The 17,118-nt window shown below is 28.7% G+C and carries 16 protein-coding genes; all 16 read right to left on the bottom strand.

Annotated features, from left to right (window positions below):
- Positions 1-8: 8 nt before the first annotated feature.
- Entirely contained in the window at positions 9-902 is an 894-nt protein-coding gene (locus tag JJC01_02155) for a DUF1385 domain-containing protein (protein UDN58697.1), read from the bottom strand.
- Between the two features lie 144 nt (positions 903-1,046).
- Complete coding sequence (gene rpmE, locus JJC01_02150; GenBank protein ID UDN58696.1) at positions 1,047-1,247, bottom strand: 50S ribosomal protein L31; 201 nt, start codon at positions 1,245-1,247, stop codon at positions 1,047-1,049.
- A 151-nt stretch (positions 1,248-1,398) separates the two neighbouring features.
- Positions 1,399-3,018: a transcription termination factor Rho gene (gene rho / locus JJC01_02145; GenBank protein UDN58695.1), complete on the bottom strand. Its 1,620-nt coding sequence runs from the start codon at positions 3,016-3,018 to the stop codon at positions 1,399-1,401.
- Positions 3,019-3,527: 509 nt separating this feature from the next.
- Positions 3,528-4,493, bottom strand: coding sequence for a UTP--glucose-1-phosphate uridylyltransferase GalU (gene galU, locus JJC01_02140; protein ID UDN58694.1), 966 nt, complete (start codon positions 4,491-4,493; stop codon positions 3,528-3,530).
- A 117-nt stretch (positions 4,494-4,610) separates the two neighbouring features.
- A complete protein-coding gene (gene pepF, locus JJC01_02135) occupies positions 4,611-6,500 on the bottom strand; it encodes an oligoendopeptidase F (protein UDN58693.1) in 1,890 nt (629 codons plus the stop codon).
- 350 nt (positions 6,501-6,850) lie between these two features.
- On the bottom strand, positions 6,851-9,223 hold the full coding sequence (gene spoIIE / locus JJC01_02130) for a stage II sporulation protein E (protein ID UDN58692.1): 2,373 nt from the start codon (positions 9,221-9,223) through the stop codon (positions 6,851-6,853).
- Positions 9,224-9,312: 89 nt separating this feature from the next.
- Complete coding sequence (locus tag JJC01_02125; protein ID UDN58691.1) at positions 9,313-10,233, bottom strand: Ppx/GppA family phosphatase; 921 nt, start codon at positions 10,231-10,233, stop codon at positions 9,313-9,315.
- 112 nt (positions 10,234-10,345) lie between these two features.
- On the bottom strand, positions 10,346-10,630 hold the full coding sequence (locus JJC01_02120; protein ID UDN58690.1) for a septum formation initiator family protein: 285 nt from the start codon (positions 10,628-10,630) through the stop codon (positions 10,346-10,348).
- A 5-nt stretch (positions 10,631-10,635) separates the two neighbouring features.
- Entirely contained in the window at positions 10,636-11,166 is a 531-nt protein-coding gene (locus tag JJC01_02115; GenBank protein ID UDN58689.1) for a spore cortex biosynthesis protein YabQ, read from the bottom strand.
- Positions 11,167-11,421: a sporulation protein YabP gene (locus tag JJC01_02110; GenBank protein UDN58688.1), complete on the bottom strand. Its 255-nt coding sequence runs from the start codon at positions 11,419-11,421 to the stop codon at positions 11,167-11,169.
- A 61-nt stretch (positions 11,422-11,482) separates the two neighbouring features.
- On the bottom strand, positions 11,483-11,725 hold the full coding sequence (locus JJC01_02105; GenBank protein ID UDN58687.1) for an RNA-binding S4 domain-containing protein: 243 nt from the start codon (positions 11,723-11,725) through the stop codon (positions 11,483-11,485).
- A 71-nt stretch (positions 11,726-11,796) separates the two neighbouring features.
- Complete coding sequence (locus JJC01_02100) at positions 11,797-12,075, bottom strand: HU family DNA-binding protein (GenBank protein ID UDN58686.1); 279 nt, start codon at positions 12,073-12,075, stop codon at positions 11,797-11,799.
- Between the two features lie 88 nt (positions 12,076-12,163).
- On the bottom strand, positions 12,164-13,612 hold the full coding sequence (gene mazG, locus JJC01_02095) for a nucleoside triphosphate pyrophosphohydrolase (protein UDN58685.1): 1,449 nt from the start codon (positions 13,610-13,612) through the stop codon (positions 12,164-12,166).
- Between the two features lie 106 nt (positions 13,613-13,718).
- Complete coding sequence (locus JJC01_02090; GenBank protein ID UDN58684.1) at positions 13,719-15,332, bottom strand: polysaccharide biosynthesis protein; 1,614 nt, start codon at positions 15,330-15,332, stop codon at positions 13,719-13,721.
- Between the two features lie 119 nt (positions 15,333-15,451).
- The gene (locus JJC01_02085; GenBank protein UDN58683.1) at positions 15,452-15,991 is read right to left on the bottom strand and encodes an AbrB/MazE/SpoVT family DNA-binding domain-containing protein; all 540 of its coding nucleotides are present in this window, start codon (positions 15,989-15,991) and stop codon (positions 15,452-15,454) included.
- Between the two features lie 123 nt (positions 15,992-16,114).
- A complete protein-coding gene (locus JJC01_02080; GenBank protein UDN58682.1) occupies positions 16,115-17,110 on the bottom strand; it encodes a peptidylprolyl isomerase in 996 nt (331 codons plus the stop codon).
- Positions 17,111-17,118 lie beyond the last annotated feature (8 nt).

The following is a 17,118-nucleotide window of genomic DNA, read 5'->3' as shown; positions in this document are numbered from 1 at the left end:
CCTTTTCTTTAATCTACTACTGCCTTTAATGCTTCTAAAGCTACTTCTAACTGCTCATCATCAGGCTCTTTAGTCGTAAAGTATTGCAACATCATACCTGGATATGCAATAATCTTAGTAAATCCATTGTCGTATTTTCCAAGAATTCTAATTACTTCATAAGATAATCCTGCTACTATAGGAACGCATATGATTCTCATAAATATCCTAAGTATTGGATTTGGCCAACCAAAAAATGCAAATAGTATTATTGATACAGCCATAACTATAAACAAAAAATTTGTACCACATCTAGGGTGAAGTCTTTTAAATTTTCTAGCGTTTTCTACTGTAAGTTCCAAATTATTTTCATAACAATATATGGATTTATGCTCTGCGCCATGATATTGAAATACTCTTTCTATATCCTTACTTCTAGAAATCAATACTATATATGCAAATAATATAACTATCCTTATAATACCTTCTATTAAATTGAGCATAAAATCACTAGGTATTACCTTAGAAAAAGCCCCTCCTACTAGTGTAGGTATAAAAATAAATAAACCAGCTGAAAGTATCATGGCTATAACCAAGGAAAATACTATAAGTATATCATTTGCCTTATCTTTAAAAATCTTCTTCATAAATAAGTCAAATTTGTCCTCTTCAGCTTCTTCCATAAAAAACTCTGAAGAAAAGTTCAAGCTCTTTATTCCTTGAATCATTGTATCTATCATAACAAAAGAACCTCTAATAAAAGGTATCTTGTCTATATTCTTATCTCTTACCCAACTTTTTATTCTATCTTCTTTTAAGGCTATTTCTCCGTCACTTTTTCTAACAGCTACAGCTCTTTTATCTTTTGATTGCATCATTACGCCTTCAATAACAGCTTGACCACCTACAGATTGCTTTCCCATCCACTCACCTCATTCAATTGCATTTTAAATACTTAATTTAACATATTTATTATTATAATACAAAAAGACAATTTAAAGTAGAATATGAACCTTTTTTTGTAATAAAATAGGAGTTGGCTTCCTCCAACTCCACTTTTATAAAAATTAGTCCATTTTGAATCTTTTTTTGAATTTGTCGATTCTTCCACCTTTTTCTATGTTCTTTTGTTTTCCTGTATAGAATGGATGGCACTCTGAACATATTTCAACTTTTATTTCGTCCTTAGTTGAACCAGCAACAAATGTGTTCCCACAAGCACAACGCACTTCAACTGGATTATATTTTGGTTGTATTTCCTTTTGCATTATAGTCACCTCTTCTCTTTATTTAAAAAAATTAATTATATTAACTTTCTTTTTACATTATCAACTACATTATTATAGCATAACTTATTATGCCATTCAAGTGATTTTTCTATTACTTTATATAATCTATTTTTACAATTATTCCTTGATTTTACAAACTCTTTATCGATTTTACAAATTCTTTATTGTCTTTGGTTCTTTTTATAAGTTCAATGACTTTATCTGTGATTTCCATCACTGAATTATTACTCATTTCTCTTCTTAATCTCCAAAGAGCTGTTTTTTCTTCATCATCAAGCAATAGGTCATCTCTTCTTGTCCCAGACTTATAAATATCAATTGCAGGGAATATCCTTTTTTCAGCTAATTTTCTATCTAAATGTAATTCCATATTTCCTGTACCTTTAAATTCCTCGAAAATTACATCATCCATTCTAGAACCAGTTTCAACTAATGCTGTTCCTAGTATTGTCAGGGAACCACCTTGTCTTATATTTCTAGCAGCTCCAAAGAATTTTTTAGGTCCATGAAGTGCCCCAGGGTCAATACCTCCAGATAAAGTTCTACCTGTAGGAGATATTGTAAGGTTATATGCTCTTGCAAGTCTAGTTATACTGTCTAGTAATATTACTACATCTTTACCGTGTTCAACTAGTCTTTGAGCTCTATTTAATACCATTTCTGCAACCTTAACATGATGACTTGATACTTGGTCAAAAGTAGAATATATAACATCTCCTTCAATAGATTCCTTCATATCAGTAACTTCCTCTGGTCTTTCATCTATAAGAAGTACTATAAGTTCAACATTTGGATGGTTTTTAGCTATACTGTTTGCGACACTTTTTAAAAGAACTGTTTTCCCAGCTTTTGGAGGTGCGACTATCAATCCTCTTTGTCCTTTACCTATAGGAGAAATTAAATCTATAATTCTTGTGGCTATCTCATTTCTATTTGTTTCCAGTGTAAGTCGTTCTTCTGGAAATATTGGTGTCAATGTCTCAAATGCATTTCTTTGTATAGCTGTATCAGGATTTTCATCATTTATCTTTTGAACATATAAAAGTGCTCTAAACTTTTCTCCACTTTTTGGATGTCTAGTTATACCCTTAATCTTATCTCCTGTTTTCATATTAAATCTTCTTATTTGAGATGGCGAAACATATACATCGCCTTCAGTAGATAAATAATTTGAGCCTCTTAAAAAACCAAATCCATCTGGTAAAATCTCAAGTACACCGACCACTTCATCTTCCTTTGATGTGTTAAATTCATCTACTATCTTAGATTCATCAACTTGTTTAGGCATATAATAGTTTTTATTATTATTTCTGACCATTCTATTACATGTATTTGACGCCTTATTGTAATCATTTGTATTTGATGTCTTATTATAATCATTTTTTTGGTTTCTGTTATCTTGGCTTTGGGAAATATTTTGATTATCCATATCTTTTTTGTTATATGATTTGGCAGGGCTCTTATATTCAACTTCTTTTTCTATGCTTTCGCTCTCTATATTTTCTTTTCTATTTTTTATGTCTTCTTTTATATTTTCATTTTTATCTTTAATTTCTTCACTCACTTTAATATCACTTGTTTTTACTTCGTTCTTGCTCTTAGAATTTATAATCTCAATTAGCTCATTTTTCTTATATGTAGTAATTGATTTTATTTTTAATTCTTTTGCTATTTCTCGTAGTTCAACTAATGTTTTACTACCCAATCCTTCTAATACTTTATCATCTAAAATCAAAAAAATCCTCCTCATCTATATATTCATTTATATACATACTTTTTTTTTGGAAATTGAAGGCATGAAAAAGAAAAGTTTTATTCAAACAGTTAAGTCTAATAATATCACTATTTATACATTATGGTCAATAAATAAAATTTAAAACATTATTATCCATATTATCCATTTATTTATTATATCTCAAGTCCAATCTTAGCACGTTTTTATAAATTTATCACTATATTTATATCTTATAATAATATTTTCCCTTAAAATATGCAACTATTATAAAAATTATTTTTTATCTTTATAAATTCTAAAAACCATACATAACTAGAATTCTGTAAATTTTTAACTACATCAAGTTATATATGGTTTTTATATTTATGTATACTACAGTAGTTATTTATTTCTACAACATAGTTGCAATCATGCTTAAAACAGCTGTTATACTTGTTAATACAAGAACACCTACAATCCCAACAGCTATTATTCTATTAATCTTTTTTTGACTTGATTTTGCCACACTACATCACCTTTCCTAATTATTTTTGAACTTCGAGTTCTTTAATCTCGCAAATCTTATCTGAATCTATTCCTTCATTTGTACTATTGTATAACACATTGTCATCTTTATCAAATTCATTACAGACATGTCTTAGATATTTAATAAAATCTTCCTTAAGGTCTTCTTTCTTTAGAGCAAAATCGACAGTCGCTTCTAAAAATCCTAATTTATCACCTACATCATATCTCTTACCCTCAAAGTTATATGCATACATGGCTTCCTTTTTAGATAATACTTTTAAAGCATCTGTAAGTTGTACTTCTCCACCTTTGCCTGGTGGTAAATCCTTGAGGATGTCAAATATCTCAGGAGTTATTATATACCTACCTAAAATAGCTATATTTGAAGGTGCCTTCCCTGATTCTGGTTTTTCCACCATATCTTTTACTTTATAAACCCTACCCTCTATATTTTTAGCTTCTATTATACCATATTTATTAGTATCTTCTGGATTCACTTTTTGCACACCTAATATTGTAGTTCTATACTCTTCATATGCGTCTGTTAATTGTTTTAAACAAGGTACATCATTGTCTACAATGTCATCTCCTAACATTACAGCAAAAGGCTCATCACCTATAAAATGTCTAGCACAATAAATCGCATCTCCCAGTCCTTTTGGTTCTTTCTGTCTTATATAATGTATATTAATCATATTAGATATGTTTTGTACTATTTCTAATAACTCTTTTTTACCTTTTTTTTCTAAGTCAAGTTCTAATTCTACAGATTTATCAAAATGGTCTTCAATAGATTTTTTATTTCTACCTGTTATTATTAATATTTCCTCTATTCCTGAAGCTACAGCCTCTTCTATTATGTATTGTAGTGTTGGCTTATCAACTATTGGTAACATTTCTTTTGGCTGTGCCTTTGTAGCTGGCAAAAATCTAGTGCCTAAACCTGCTGCTGGTATTACAGCTTTCTTAACTTTAACTTGCATAGAATCATCTCCCACTAATTAATAGATAAAAAGCCCTATTTATAAATAGGACTTTAAACTTTTAGTATATTTTAACATTAATTCGATATATTTTCCATGTGGATTATAATAAATCTTTTATAATAGCTTTTCAAGTTCTGCTACTAAGCTGTCAAATTTTTTGATTGTATTTTCTATAGGTTTTGTATTAGTTAAATTTATCCCACTTCCTTTTAATAAGTCTATTGGATAATCTGAGCTTCCTTTTTTAAGAAAATTTATATAATTATCTGAGCCATTTTTTAGTATATCTTGGGCGAAACTGACTCCTGCACTACAGCCTGTAGCATATTTATAGACATAAAAACTATTATAAAAATGTGGGATTCTTGCCCATCCGACCTTAGATAATTGGTCTAATTCATAGTTTTGCCCATAATACTTCTTGAGAAGTTGTCCCCAAACATCATTTAACACTAATGCATTTACACTTTTTCCTTTTTCTACTAATTCATGTATAGTTTTTTCAAATTCAGCATACATAGTTTGTGTATAAAGAGTATCCTTTATTAAATCTAGATATTGTGTTATATAATAAGCTTTCTCACCATTACTTTTAGATTCTCTTATAAGCATCTCATAAAGTAATGCCTCATTAGTAGTAGACGCAACTTCATGAGTAAATATAGATGGACTTGAATTAAAATAATTTTGGTTCTTAGAACTTAGATATTCATATACAGCATGACCTAACTCATGTGATAAAGTTGAAACTGAGCCTAGCGAATTATTATAATTTAAAAGTATATATGGATGATTTTCATAGACAGATAGGCAATATCCACCACTCACTTTATTTTCATGTGAATAAACATCTATCCATTTTTCATTAAACGCTTTGTATACTACATCATTGTATTCTTTTCCCAAAGGTGATAATGCTGAATATACTATACTCTGAGCTTTTTCATAGTTAATATTACTATCAACAGCCTTAACTATAGGTACAGACATATCATATGAATGAACCTTATCCAACTTTAAGACTTTTTTTCTTAAATCTATATATTTGTGTAAACTATCCATATTACTGTTTACAGTTCTTATTAAATTATTGTATACTTTTTCATCTACATTATCAGATTCTAAATACATTTCTAAAGACGACTCATAACCTCTTTCTTGAGAATAAAATATATTCTTTTTAACTTGGCCAGTAATCAAGCCCGCAATTGTATTTATATTATCATTATAAGTAATGAGTTCATCTTGATAAGCTTTTTTTCTATTTTCTCTATCTGGCGATTCCAGTTCACTTGCATATTGAGCTGGTGTCAAATTAGTTTTTCTATCCATATTTCTAAATAACTCATACACTTGACTTGGAAGACTACTTATTGAAGACACTTTACTTAGAATATCTTCTGATTTATCGTCCAAATAATGTACTTTATTTCTTCTTATATCTCTTAAATACACACCATATTTTCTATTTATATTTTTATTTGAAATAATCTTCTTATAATCTCTATTTGATAATTTTAATATCTCTAACTCTAAATCTGAGCAAATCCCCATATAGTCTCCATAAGATTTACCCATACTATCACTCATATCTAAATATTTATATGAATTTTTATTAGTATCTTGTTTTAATTTTACATAAGCAGAAAGTTTATTTAATCTTATATCAAGTTTCTCTTTGATATCTAACGCAAAAGACAAATGCGTTGGTGACTTTGTAACTTTACCTATGTAATTTTTAAGTTCTTTTGTATCTTTATTAAAACTCTTAAGTTCTTTTTTCCATTGGTCATCACTTTTAAATAGAGACTGTAAATTCCAACATGTTTTTTCATAATCTATTTCTTGTTTTTTTTCAGCATCATCTTCAGTATCATTATTCATGACAGTAATTGCTCTATCATTATTTTTTTGATATCCTTGGTCAGCTTTTATACTTATTATTAACATGCAAAAAATAGAGATAAATAAAGGTATTATTGCTTTGCACAATTTCCTATTCATAAAAAGCCATCCTTTCAATAAGTTTACTTAATAATAGGATGGCTTTTTTTAGATATATTATTCAATTATTCATACTATATAAATAAATATCGAATTAATAGTTATCCACATAATAATCAACATATTCACAGGCTTTACTTGCTTAGAAATTTAGTTATTTCAACATGAATCTCTTTTGATAATAGCTTTTGTTTTTTCTTTTTTTACATTTTATTAACATTTATGCCATACTTATCAACAAATTTTGTTGATTTATACGTTTTTTTTGTTAATAACTTTACTTTTTTCAAAAGTCTATTAACACATTATACACAAGTTATCCACATATTATACACAGAAATTTATAAAGTTTATTTTGTACATATTTTTGTAACTAGAACAGTCATGTCATCTTCGATTTGTAACGCTTGTAACTCCAATGCTCTATCTAATATTAAATTTGAAATTTCTTTTGGATTAGTAGTTTCTATGTTTTTTAAGAAATATATTAACCAATTATCACCTAAATTGTTATTTCTTCCTGCATCTACAATTCCATCAGAAACCATTATAACATAGTCCCCTTCCTTAACTTTTACATTTTTTCTATCAATCTTTACATCTGACAATATACCCACAGGTAAAGATGATGATGATATTAAATCAACTTCTCCATCCTCTCTTTTTATATAGGTAGAACATGCTCCCATCTTTATAGTTTCTAAACACCCTCGTTTTAAATCTAAAATACCTAAGTCGAGAGTTGAAAACATTTCTTCTGAAGACTTTAATAACAACATATTATTTATAGTATCTATGACTATTTCATCTTTAATCTTTGCATCTATCATTTTTTCTAGTATATCAATAGTAGCAGAAGACTCTTCATAAGCTTTTTTACCTTTTCCCATACCATCGCTTATAGCCATCATATATTTGCCATCATTTATCTCCATATATGTGTAATTATCTCCACAAAGGATATGTCCATCCCTTGACATTGCTGAAACTTCTGTAACAGCCTTATATTTTTGAGACTTAACAAATGTTGCTTTACATTTACCTCCTAAACAGTGACATCCTATTTTTCTAACAGACATATTCTCTCCTACTAGGTCTGAAATTATATCTACAATTTTATTTTCACACATGCAACCATCATTGCAAGTTTTCTTTTCTATTGATATTTCAAACTCGCTGTTACTCTTTGTTAAGTAACTTACTTTATCAACAGTTATATCATATCTCTCTAATTGTTCATATATATTTTTTTCTTTCTCTATATCTAACATTATATCGCCCTCTAAATCCTGAGACAGCGATTTAATTGATTTTGAAATACTCCTTATCTGATTTGCTATTAATTTTCTACTTTCTGAAAACTTCACACTCCAATCATAATCTAATACAAACATTTTATAATAGTGATTTGATATTTTCACTATTGACTCTGGCTTCATACATTCCTTTCTAAAGTTTTTAGGTATATCGTTTACACTTAATTCTCCTTTCTCTTCAATTTTTTCAAGAATATTATATATCATAGTGTATGTATGATTAAATCTTGATTCCCAACACATTCTTCTCATACTACAACTTTTACATTCATCATTATGAATCATATCTATTACATTAGCTATGTCTCTTTGGTCTAGCACCTTATCCTTTTCCCTTATCTTGTCAAATGTATCTGCAAGGTCATCATAGGTTTTATAGATACTGTTTAATCGGCTATTCGTTAAGTTTTTGCTTCTCATAATATAATCGTATACAATTTCATTTGAAGCTACATTACTTTTTATTAATTTTTCAATCTTATTGAATAACCTTTCAGGCAACACAATCACTATCAAGCATCCTAACAATATATCTCTTAGTTGCATCATATTTGAAGTAATACCAGAAGTATATAGGTATATTATTGTCCAACTTAGAATATATCCTAATATACAGAAATATTTATTTATTTTATTAAATGCACCACTTATTAATCCTGAAAAAGAATATATACCCATATAAATAGCTGATGTCATATTATTTAAAATAGATGCCACTCCAATAATTACACCACTAGATGCTCCCATGGTAGCTCCACCTACTATTGAGGTCAGTAATATCAATACTGTTGACAAAATGGTCCTTATCGATATTCCAAATAAAGATATATCTCCTATCCCCATTATACTAAAGGTTAGCAGTAAACTTATTGATATGGCTTCTTCTGTCCGTACAGACATCCTATTGTTTACATTGGCCATTAAACCTATACCATAAGAAAATACATATATAGATATAAACATTATTATTGCTTCTACACCTGCAACAAGCAGATTATACACACACCTATCAGAAAAGAACGCTTGTCCCATGGAAATTGGAAGTAATACCATTGCACCTATAAACGCCACTTTGGCAATTGAATCTAATAGTTTTAGTTTCTTATTTAATGCCATAAATATTGTAAGGCACACAGCATATTTTGCTACATTTCCAAAATCATTGAATGATAACAATATCCCTATTAATGCTGATATAAATACAGGTATCTTGTACTTATCAATCTTTGATGCACATATAAAAAAGGCAATCCCTAAAGGAGCTACAGAGTCTACTATGATAGACCTACTAAGTAAAAATCCCATTACAGCGAATGACACTGTAGTAAAATCAATATATCCGCTTATTAATTTTATGACATTTGGTTTTACAGTTTTGTTCTTTACAACTGCTACACTTCTTTGCATAAAAAAACCTCCTCTTTTGTTTATATTAAGAATTGTAACAAAGAGGAGTAATTTTTTTTGTCATAATCGGTTCCAAATATCAAAAAATATTAATACATTTTTTTTGACTTTTGACATATTAAGCCTTCCAAATTATCGTATTCACTTACGGTTATTTCTTCTATTTCTAATTTTTCCATTATTATATTCAATATTTTTACACCAGCAGTTATAATATCCGCACGTTTTTCTTGTAGCCCTTTTAAGTTCTTTTTATCACTTAATGTCATCTTTATTAATTTTTGTAGAATTTCTTCTATTTCTTTTTTGCATATCTTACTATTATGTATTTTTTCCATAGAGTAAATTTCTAATTCTTGATTAATTGCTGACAATGATGTGATTGTACCTCCTATACCTATAAGAGTTTTTAATCCCTTTTCTTTTATGTAATTTAAAGTCTCACTGATTTCGTTATATATAAATGAACTCATAGCTTCAAACTCTTCATTTTCAATGATATCGTGTTTTAAAAATTTTTCTGTCATTCTAAGAGCTCCTACATTTTTACTTTTATTAAATTTAATTCCATCTGAATCACCTATAATAAATTCTGTTGAGCCTCCTCCAATATCTATAACAATAATATCATTCTCTTCTTGTATGCCTTCTAAAACACCTTTAAAGCCCAAATTTGATTCTTCTATACCTGTAACTATGTCAACATCAATACCAGCCTCTTCTTTTGCTAGTTTAACAAAATAATCTCCATTTTTACTATCTCTAAGAGCAGATGTCCCCATACAATAAATATTTTCACATTTTTCATCATTACACTTGTCAGAGAATTCTTTTAATGCTTCTATATTTCTTTGAATCGCATCTTCCTTTATATATCCCTTGCTATCTACACCTTGCCCAATTCTAGTTGTGTTAACAAATTTTTTTCTATTTATAAGTTTTCCATCCACATAATCTACTATCAACAATCTCATTGAGTTTGTTCCAATATCAATAGCTCCTATTTTCATTATAAAATTCCTCCTTAAATCAAAATAAAAAAGTCATCCTTAAACTGAATGACTTTTTTATTCAATCTTAAATTTTAAAATCAATACTCGTAGACTTATTGGCAACTTTTAATCAACGATTTATATCTACATAAACGGTTTCATTAGGCTTTACCATGTTTAACCTTTTTCTAGCTATTTCTTCTAAGTCTCCTTCATATGATTTTTCATCTTTCTTTAAGCTGTTTATTTGTATTTCAGTCTTTTTTAATTGTTTATTTAGACTTGCTATTTCTGTTTTATATTCTTTAGCTTTTTCGTACTCAAATACAAATCCTGTCATTATACTAAAAATTGATATTCCTAAAAATAAACTGATAACAATAATTTGTCCTGAAAATTTTTTTCTTAAGTTCATTTTTCCTACACCCTTTTTTTAGTTTTAGTTTTTTTCTTAGATTTTGATTTTTTCTTGTTTTTTGATTTTTTATTTGATTTTCTCTTTATACTTTTTTTTGTTGCTATAAATATATTTGGTATATAAAATATAATATCAAATAGTAGGTGTAGTGAATAGATTATAACGTAATACAAATTGTTTAAAAAACTGACTATGTAGTATGTAACTTTTTTAAAAGAATTCCTCACAAAACGAATTATTTTATTGATAATTGATAAAACAATTTTACTTATGGTGTTATAGTATAAAATAAAACCAATAAACAAAGCCACAAAATGGTAATATCTTAAATTAAAAAACTCTGTAAGGTTTATTGTTATAAATATTATAATGGTTGCTAGAAACCAAAATAATACATCAAAAATTATTGCAAAATAATTGATGAATTTAAAACTCCCTCTCAGGCTTCTATAAAAATCAAACAACACTCCTATGAGTATTCCACCATAAATAGTAGCGTAGAAAATACTTACATCTTGAGTAAAAGGTATCATCTATCTAAATACCTTTTTCAAAAAACTTTCTTGTGGCTTTTTAGGCTTTGCATATACCATAGAATTTATAGTTCCATCTATGCTAATTATATTTTCGTCTATACTTAGCTTGCTCATATCTAGGTTTTCGCCTTCAATTACCATCTCACCAACAGAAGTTTTAAGCTCTACTCTTTTATCATTAAAAGAATATATGTGCTCAACTCCTGAAATAACCAGCTTTGATCTATCTTTCAAAGTTATGTTCTGTTCCATAATATCCCCCCAGTAAATATTTCACTAATACTACTATTAATATACTAGAGGACTATTAATTTTATTCTAAAATTTCGTACATTTCTTTCGCATCATTTTTTAATACATGCTCTCTTACTTCATTTATCTTAAACTTCATCTTCTTCTCTCCAAATTGTATTTCTAATGTATCTCCAATATTCACTTCTGAAGAAGATTTAGCGACTTTTCCATTTATAGTGACAATTCCTTTATCACATGCATCTTTAGCAACAGTTCTTCTCTTTATAATCCTAGATACTTTTAAAAACTTATCTAATCTCATAATTATCACCTTCCTTAGCTCTATAGAAAAAGTGTGGTAAATTTATCCACACTTTTTCACAAGATTTCTAATTATCCATTTATTGTATCCTTTAATCCTTTTCCAGCTTTGAAAACTGGTGCTTTAGAAGCTGGTATATCTATAATTTGCTCTGGATCTCTTGGATTTCTTCCTTGTCTAGCAGCTCTTTCTCTTGTCTCAAATGTTCCAAATCCAACTAATTGAACTTTTTCATTATTTACTAGTGCATCTTGAACAGAACTCATAAATGCGTTTAACGCAGCCTCTGCTTCCTTCTTTGTTAATCCACTTTTTTCTGCCATCTTTGATACTAATTCAGCTTTATTCACGATATTTACCTCCTAAAAATGTTTATAATATAGACTCCTATCTTTCTGATAAAAGTTCTAGATTTTTGACAAATTTCCTTCCACAATTTTATTGTTTTTTAGCCTGATTCCAAAATTCATCCATCTCTTCAAGTGTCATGTCTTCTAATTTCCTATTTAAATTCATTGCACTTTTTTCTACAAACTCAAATCTATTTATGAATTTATCTGTAGTACAGTTCAAGGCTTCTCCTGAGTCTATGTCTAAAAATCTAGCTAGATTTACTATCGAAAATAATAAATCGCCTAGTTCTTCCTTTATGTATTTTATATTCCCGACCCTGTGTTCGTCAAGTAATTCCTGATATTCTTCTTCAATTTTTTTAAATACATCTTCTACATTGTCCCAATCAAAGCCAACAAGAGCTGCTTTATGTTGAACTTTACTAGCCTTCATAAGAGCTGGTAAATGTTTTGGTATTCTTCTAAGGCCATCTGTTACAGTGCTTTCGCCTTTTTCTTCTTTCTTTAACTCTTCCCAAGTTTTTTCAAACTTAGACATATCTAATTTTACACCATTAAATATATGAGGATGTCTATGAATTAATTTTTTGCATATACCATTTACCACTTCTTTTAAATCGAAGTAGCCCTCCTCATTACCTATCTGACAATGGAATATAACTTGTAAAAGAACGTCTCCTAGCTCTTCTACCATTTCATCTATATCATTATTATCAATTGCATTACAAAGTTCATATGCTTCCTCTATAACAGAATTTTTTAATGATTGATGTGTTTGTTTTTTATCCCATTCACATCCAGATGGGCTTCTTAATGTATTAACTATTATTTCTAAGTCATGTACTGTATTATACATCTTTTTAGAACTTTTGGGTATATATAAGCTAGTTAAATAGTCAAAAAAGTTTTCATTTCTGTCTAATTCACATAATTTTATAAACTTTTTACTTTCTAAATCTTTGACACCTGCTCCATTTACTATACATATTTCTTGATTATAATCATAATATTCCATAAGTTTTAACTTTACATTTGATGCTATAAATTTATCATACACTTGAGTTATTATCATACTTGTATCTAAATCTATATATGAGTTTTCTATCTCAAAAGCATCTATCAATTTAAATCCATCAGATGGGTCTATAGCTAAATAGTTAAACATAGCGTCTACAAAGCTCATAGAAGGTACTATCTCCACTTTTATGTGCTTTTCATTGGCAAGTCTCTCTATTATACTTACAGTCTTTTCTGCGACCCTTGGATGACCAGGAACCGCATATACTAAGTCACCTTTTGTAGATTCTTCTATAATAAATTCAGATATTTTTAAGTAAACACTCTCAAAGTTTTCCTCATTTTCATAAAAGTAATCTAAAGAAGTGTATTGTATAGTTTCTTTAAGCTTATCAATTATCGGATGTTTCTCTGTTCTAAAAAAGACTCTAGGGCTATTTTTTAAAGATTCCAGTACACCTTGACTTATAAGAGAATAGTCTCCTGGTCCAAGCCCTACAATACTTATCTTACCCATAACATCACTCCCATTAGCAAATTTCACTTTATTTTTGTATTGTTATACAAATAAGGAGCTTTACTATTTGTATAGTATTTCCTTTATTTGCATATATATTCCTATATTATCTTATAAGTTTAACTTTTTTTAACAATTTATATAATTTATCACCTTTTGGCATAGTTAGTATCTCTTCTTTTTTAATTCCGCCTATTCCAAGTATAACTACTACATATACAATACCACCAACACCTATTGCGATTATTGTAGATATACTATTACCCAATAATCCAACTAAAGCACCATAACTCAATTTAACCATTATAAACATTGTCATAACTGTTATAAATGGTTTTATTATAAATTCCTTCTTAGGAAATTTTACATTCATATATTTCTTAACATATAATAAGTTAATCATAGCTGCCACAAAGTATGCTGTAACTGTTCCAAAAGCTGAACCTAATACATTAATATCTGGAATACCTGTCAATGTATAACTTATAACAATCTTACATAACATACCCACACATAAAGCAATTACAGGAACTATTGGTTTTCCCATTCCTTGAATTATACCAGTCAATGTTTGTATTAATCCTAAGAACAGTACACATGGAGTAAGAGTAAACAAGATAGTTCCTACAGATGATGGCTCATGTGGAAATAAAAGACCCATTATTGGTATCGCTAATGATGCCATACCAAACGCACAAGGTAATACTATAAGTAAAGTCACCTTAACAGCACTTTTAGTATCTTTTCTAGCCTTTGATTTATTACCTAATGCATATGCTTTAGAAATAGCTGGAACTAAGCTCATACTCATTGCAGTTGTTATAACGGCTGGTAAATTTATTGTTGCCATTGCCATACCTGTCAATTGACCAAACATTGAATTTGCTACTTTATATGTAAAGCCTGCTTCCATAAGTCTTCTTATTACAATAACATTATCTATCATATTTACAAGTGGCATTACTGATGCACCTATTGTTATCGGAATAGCAACTGTTAAAAGCTTTTTAAAGATATAAGAAACTTGTTCATCCTTAAACCTTTGACTCGCATCTATCTCAGCTCTACGTTCTCTTCTTCCTAACATATAAGCAAACATCAGATAAACCATAGATGCTACTGAACCTATTGTAGCTCCTGATATAGCACCCGCTGCTCCTAAAGTTTGCCCAAAGCTTTTCATAAGTAGGTAAGCCAAAGTAAGACCTAATACAACTCTAAAAAATTGCTCTGCAACTTGAGACACAGCAATCTTAGTCATGTCTTGTCTCCCTTGGAAATATCCTCTATATGCTGACATTGCTGGAACAAATAATAAAGCTGGAGCAATAGCTTTCATAGAGTACAATGCACCAGGATTTTTCATTATGTTTGTTACTATGTAGTCGGCTCCAAAAAACAATATACAAAATGATATTATACCAGTTATAAATAAAACTGTATGTGATACTTTAAATATCTTATTTGCACCTTTATAATTTCCAATGGCAACTTTTTCCGAAACCAACTTTGCCACAGCTGTTGGGAATCCAGCAGTAGCTAATGTTAAAAATAGAGTGTACACAGGATAAGCAGCCTGATAGTATCCCATTCCTTCTGAACCAATCATGTTTCCAAGGGGAATTCTAAAAAATCCACCCATTATTTTTACAATTACACCTGCTAGCCCAAGTATAAGGGCTCCTTTTAAAAAGGAGTCTTTGTTTTTGTTATTGTTCATAACATAACCTCCATACTGTTTATATAACAAACTTTAATATACCATATTTTTAATGCTATATTCAATATTTTAAACAAAAACTTCAAAAGACCTTCACGTAAAAGGTCTTTATGATAAAATTATTGAACTTGTTTTCCTAAAAAGTTAGCAGCTATTTTTAAAGATTTTTCTTCACTTTCTGCAATTGTATCTTTATCTTTTGAAACAACTACAATCGAACCTATACAGTCACCAGATGCACTAATTATAGGCATAATAACTTGACTAATATATTCCTTTTGGTCTTCTTTAAATAAAGGTAAAATATTTTTATCTTTTGAGTATTTTACTGTTCTTTCACTTATTATTGCTTCTAACTCATCACTTATACTTTTTTCTTTATAATCTTTTTTAGGAAGTTTAGATACAGCTATTATAGAATCTAAATCTGTTATTAATACACCATATCCTAGTACTTCTGCTAATGTTTCAGCATATTCCTGAGAGAATTCATTTAATTCTCCTATTGGAGAGTATTTTTTAAGTATGACTTCTCCATCTTTTGCTGTGAATATCTCTAAAGGATCTCCTTCTCTAATTCTTAATGTCTTTCTTATCTCCTTTGGGATAACTACCCTTCCAAGATCATCTATTCTTCTAACTATACCTGTTGCTTTCATATTTTTTAATCCCTCCATAAATTACTTTAAGTTTATTTTTACCATTGTTAAGAAAAATATACAAAAAAAGCTATATCTTCTCCAGATATAGCTTTTTTAAGCATATTACTATTTTTTTAGTTTTTATATTGTGATTGTATTTATTACTTTTTCATCTTTTTCTACTTTAGCTTCTTTAGTTAATTTTTCTATTTTCTCTTGATATTTATTTTTTAATAATTGTTCTTTTATAGTTTCTTTAGAATCTTCAAATGGTGTTTGTTCATTTACTTTGTCTGTTACTTTAATTATATGGTATCCATATTGAGTTTCAACTAAGTTAGATATTTCACCCTTTTTCATAGAAAACGCTGCTTCTTCAAATTCAGCTACCATTTGACCTCTTGAGAAGAATCCTAATTTACCACCATCACTTGCTGAAGCATCTTGTGAATATTTCTTTGCAACCTTTGCAAAATCTTCACCTGATTTAACTTCTTTAAGGGCTTCTTCAGCTTTTTTCTTGGCTTCTGCCTTCTTCGCTTCTGAAAGTGGCTTATTGTTATCATCTACTGTTTTTAATAAAATATGAGAAGCTTCTACTTCATCTTTTTTGAATTCATCTTTATGTGTATCATAGTATTTTTTCATTTCTTCATCTGATATTTTGGTTTCTTTAGTAAAATTAGCTTGATAGTTTTGCATAGCTAAATCTTTTTCTTGTTGGTCTTTTAAAAATGTATCATCTATACCTAATTTTTCAAGTTGTTTTTTATAATTTTCATCTTTACTCATAGCGTCTTTTAAATCTTTAAAACTTTTTTCAACATCTTCTTTTTTAGGAAGTAAGTTATCTTTTTTAGCTTGTGAATATATGACTTCTGTAGTTATAAGTTGTTCAAGAATTAAGTCTTTAAACTTGTCCTTATACTTTACTCCTTTTTCAACTTCTTTGTCCCAAATGTCTTTTCCATAAGTTTGTTCCATAGAATCTTTATAAAGAGCTATAGTTTTTTTAAATTCATCTGATGATATTTTTGTACCATTTACTGTTGCTACAGTTCCATCTGTGCTTGCGCTACAAGCTGTTATTGATACTACAACTATCATAGCTATTACTAACGTTATTACTTTTTTCAAATTTAAAA

It is taken from the genome of Clostridioides sp. ES-S-0010-02, assembly GCA_020641055.1.
Classification (GTDB): Bacteria; Bacillota; Clostridia; order Peptostreptococcales; family Peptostreptococcaceae; genus Clostridioides.
Note: the sequence above shows the minus strand (reverse complement) of the source record. Positions and strands in the feature narration are given on the sequence as shown.

Bases quoted from the DNA above. Each gene is read 5' to 3' on its own strand.
- JJC01_02155 (UDN58697.1), bottom strand. From the start codon at position 902: ATGGGAAAGCAATCTGTAGGTGGTCAAGCTGTTATTGAAGGCGTAATG.
- rpmE (UDN58696.1), bottom strand. From the start codon at position 1,247: ATGCAAAAGGAAATACAACCAAAATATAATCCAGTTGAAGTGCGTTGT.
- rho (UDN58695.1), bottom strand. From the start codon at position 3,018: ATGAGGAGGATTTTTTTGATTTTAGATGATAAAGTATTAGAAGGATTG.
- galU (UDN58694.1), bottom strand. From the start codon at position 4,493: ATGCAAGTTAAAGTTAAGAAAGCTGTAATACCAGCAGCAGGTTTAGGC.
- pepF (UDN58693.1), bottom strand. From the start codon at position 6,500: ATGAATAGGAAATTGTGCAAAGCAATAATACCTTTATTTATCTCTATT.
- spoIIE (UDN58692.1), bottom strand. From the start codon at position 9,223: ATGCAAAGAAGTGTAGCAGTTGTAAAGAACAAAACTGTAAAACCAAAT.
- JJC01_02125 (UDN58691.1), bottom strand. From the start codon at position 10,233: ATGAAAATAGGAGCTATTGATATTGGAACAAACTCAATGAGATTGTTG.
- JJC01_02120 (UDN58690.1), bottom strand. From the start codon at position 10,630: ATGAACTTAAGAAAAAAATTTTCAGGACAAATTATTGTTATCAGTTTA.
- JJC01_02115 (UDN58689.1), bottom strand. From the start codon at position 11,166: ATGATACCTTTTACTCAAGATGTAAGTATTTTCTACGCTACTATTTAT.
- JJC01_02110 (UDN58688.1), bottom strand. From the start codon at position 11,421: ATGGAACAGAACATAACTTTGAAAGATAGATCAAAGCTGGTTATTTCA.
- JJC01_02105 (UDN58687.1), bottom strand. From the start codon at position 11,725: ATGAGATTAGATAAGTTTTTAAAAGTATCTAGGATTATAAAGAGAAGA.
- mazG (UDN58685.1), bottom strand. From the start codon at position 13,612: ATGGGTAAGATAAGTATTGTAGGGCTTGGACCAGGAGACTATTCTCTT.
- JJC01_02090 (UDN58684.1), bottom strand. From the start codon at position 15,332: ATGAACAATAACAAAAACAAAGACTCCTTTTTAAAAGGAGCCCTTATA.
- JJC01_02085 (UDN58683.1), bottom strand. From the start codon at position 15,991: ATGAAAGCAACAGGTATAGTTAGAAGAATAGATGATCTTGGAAGGGTA.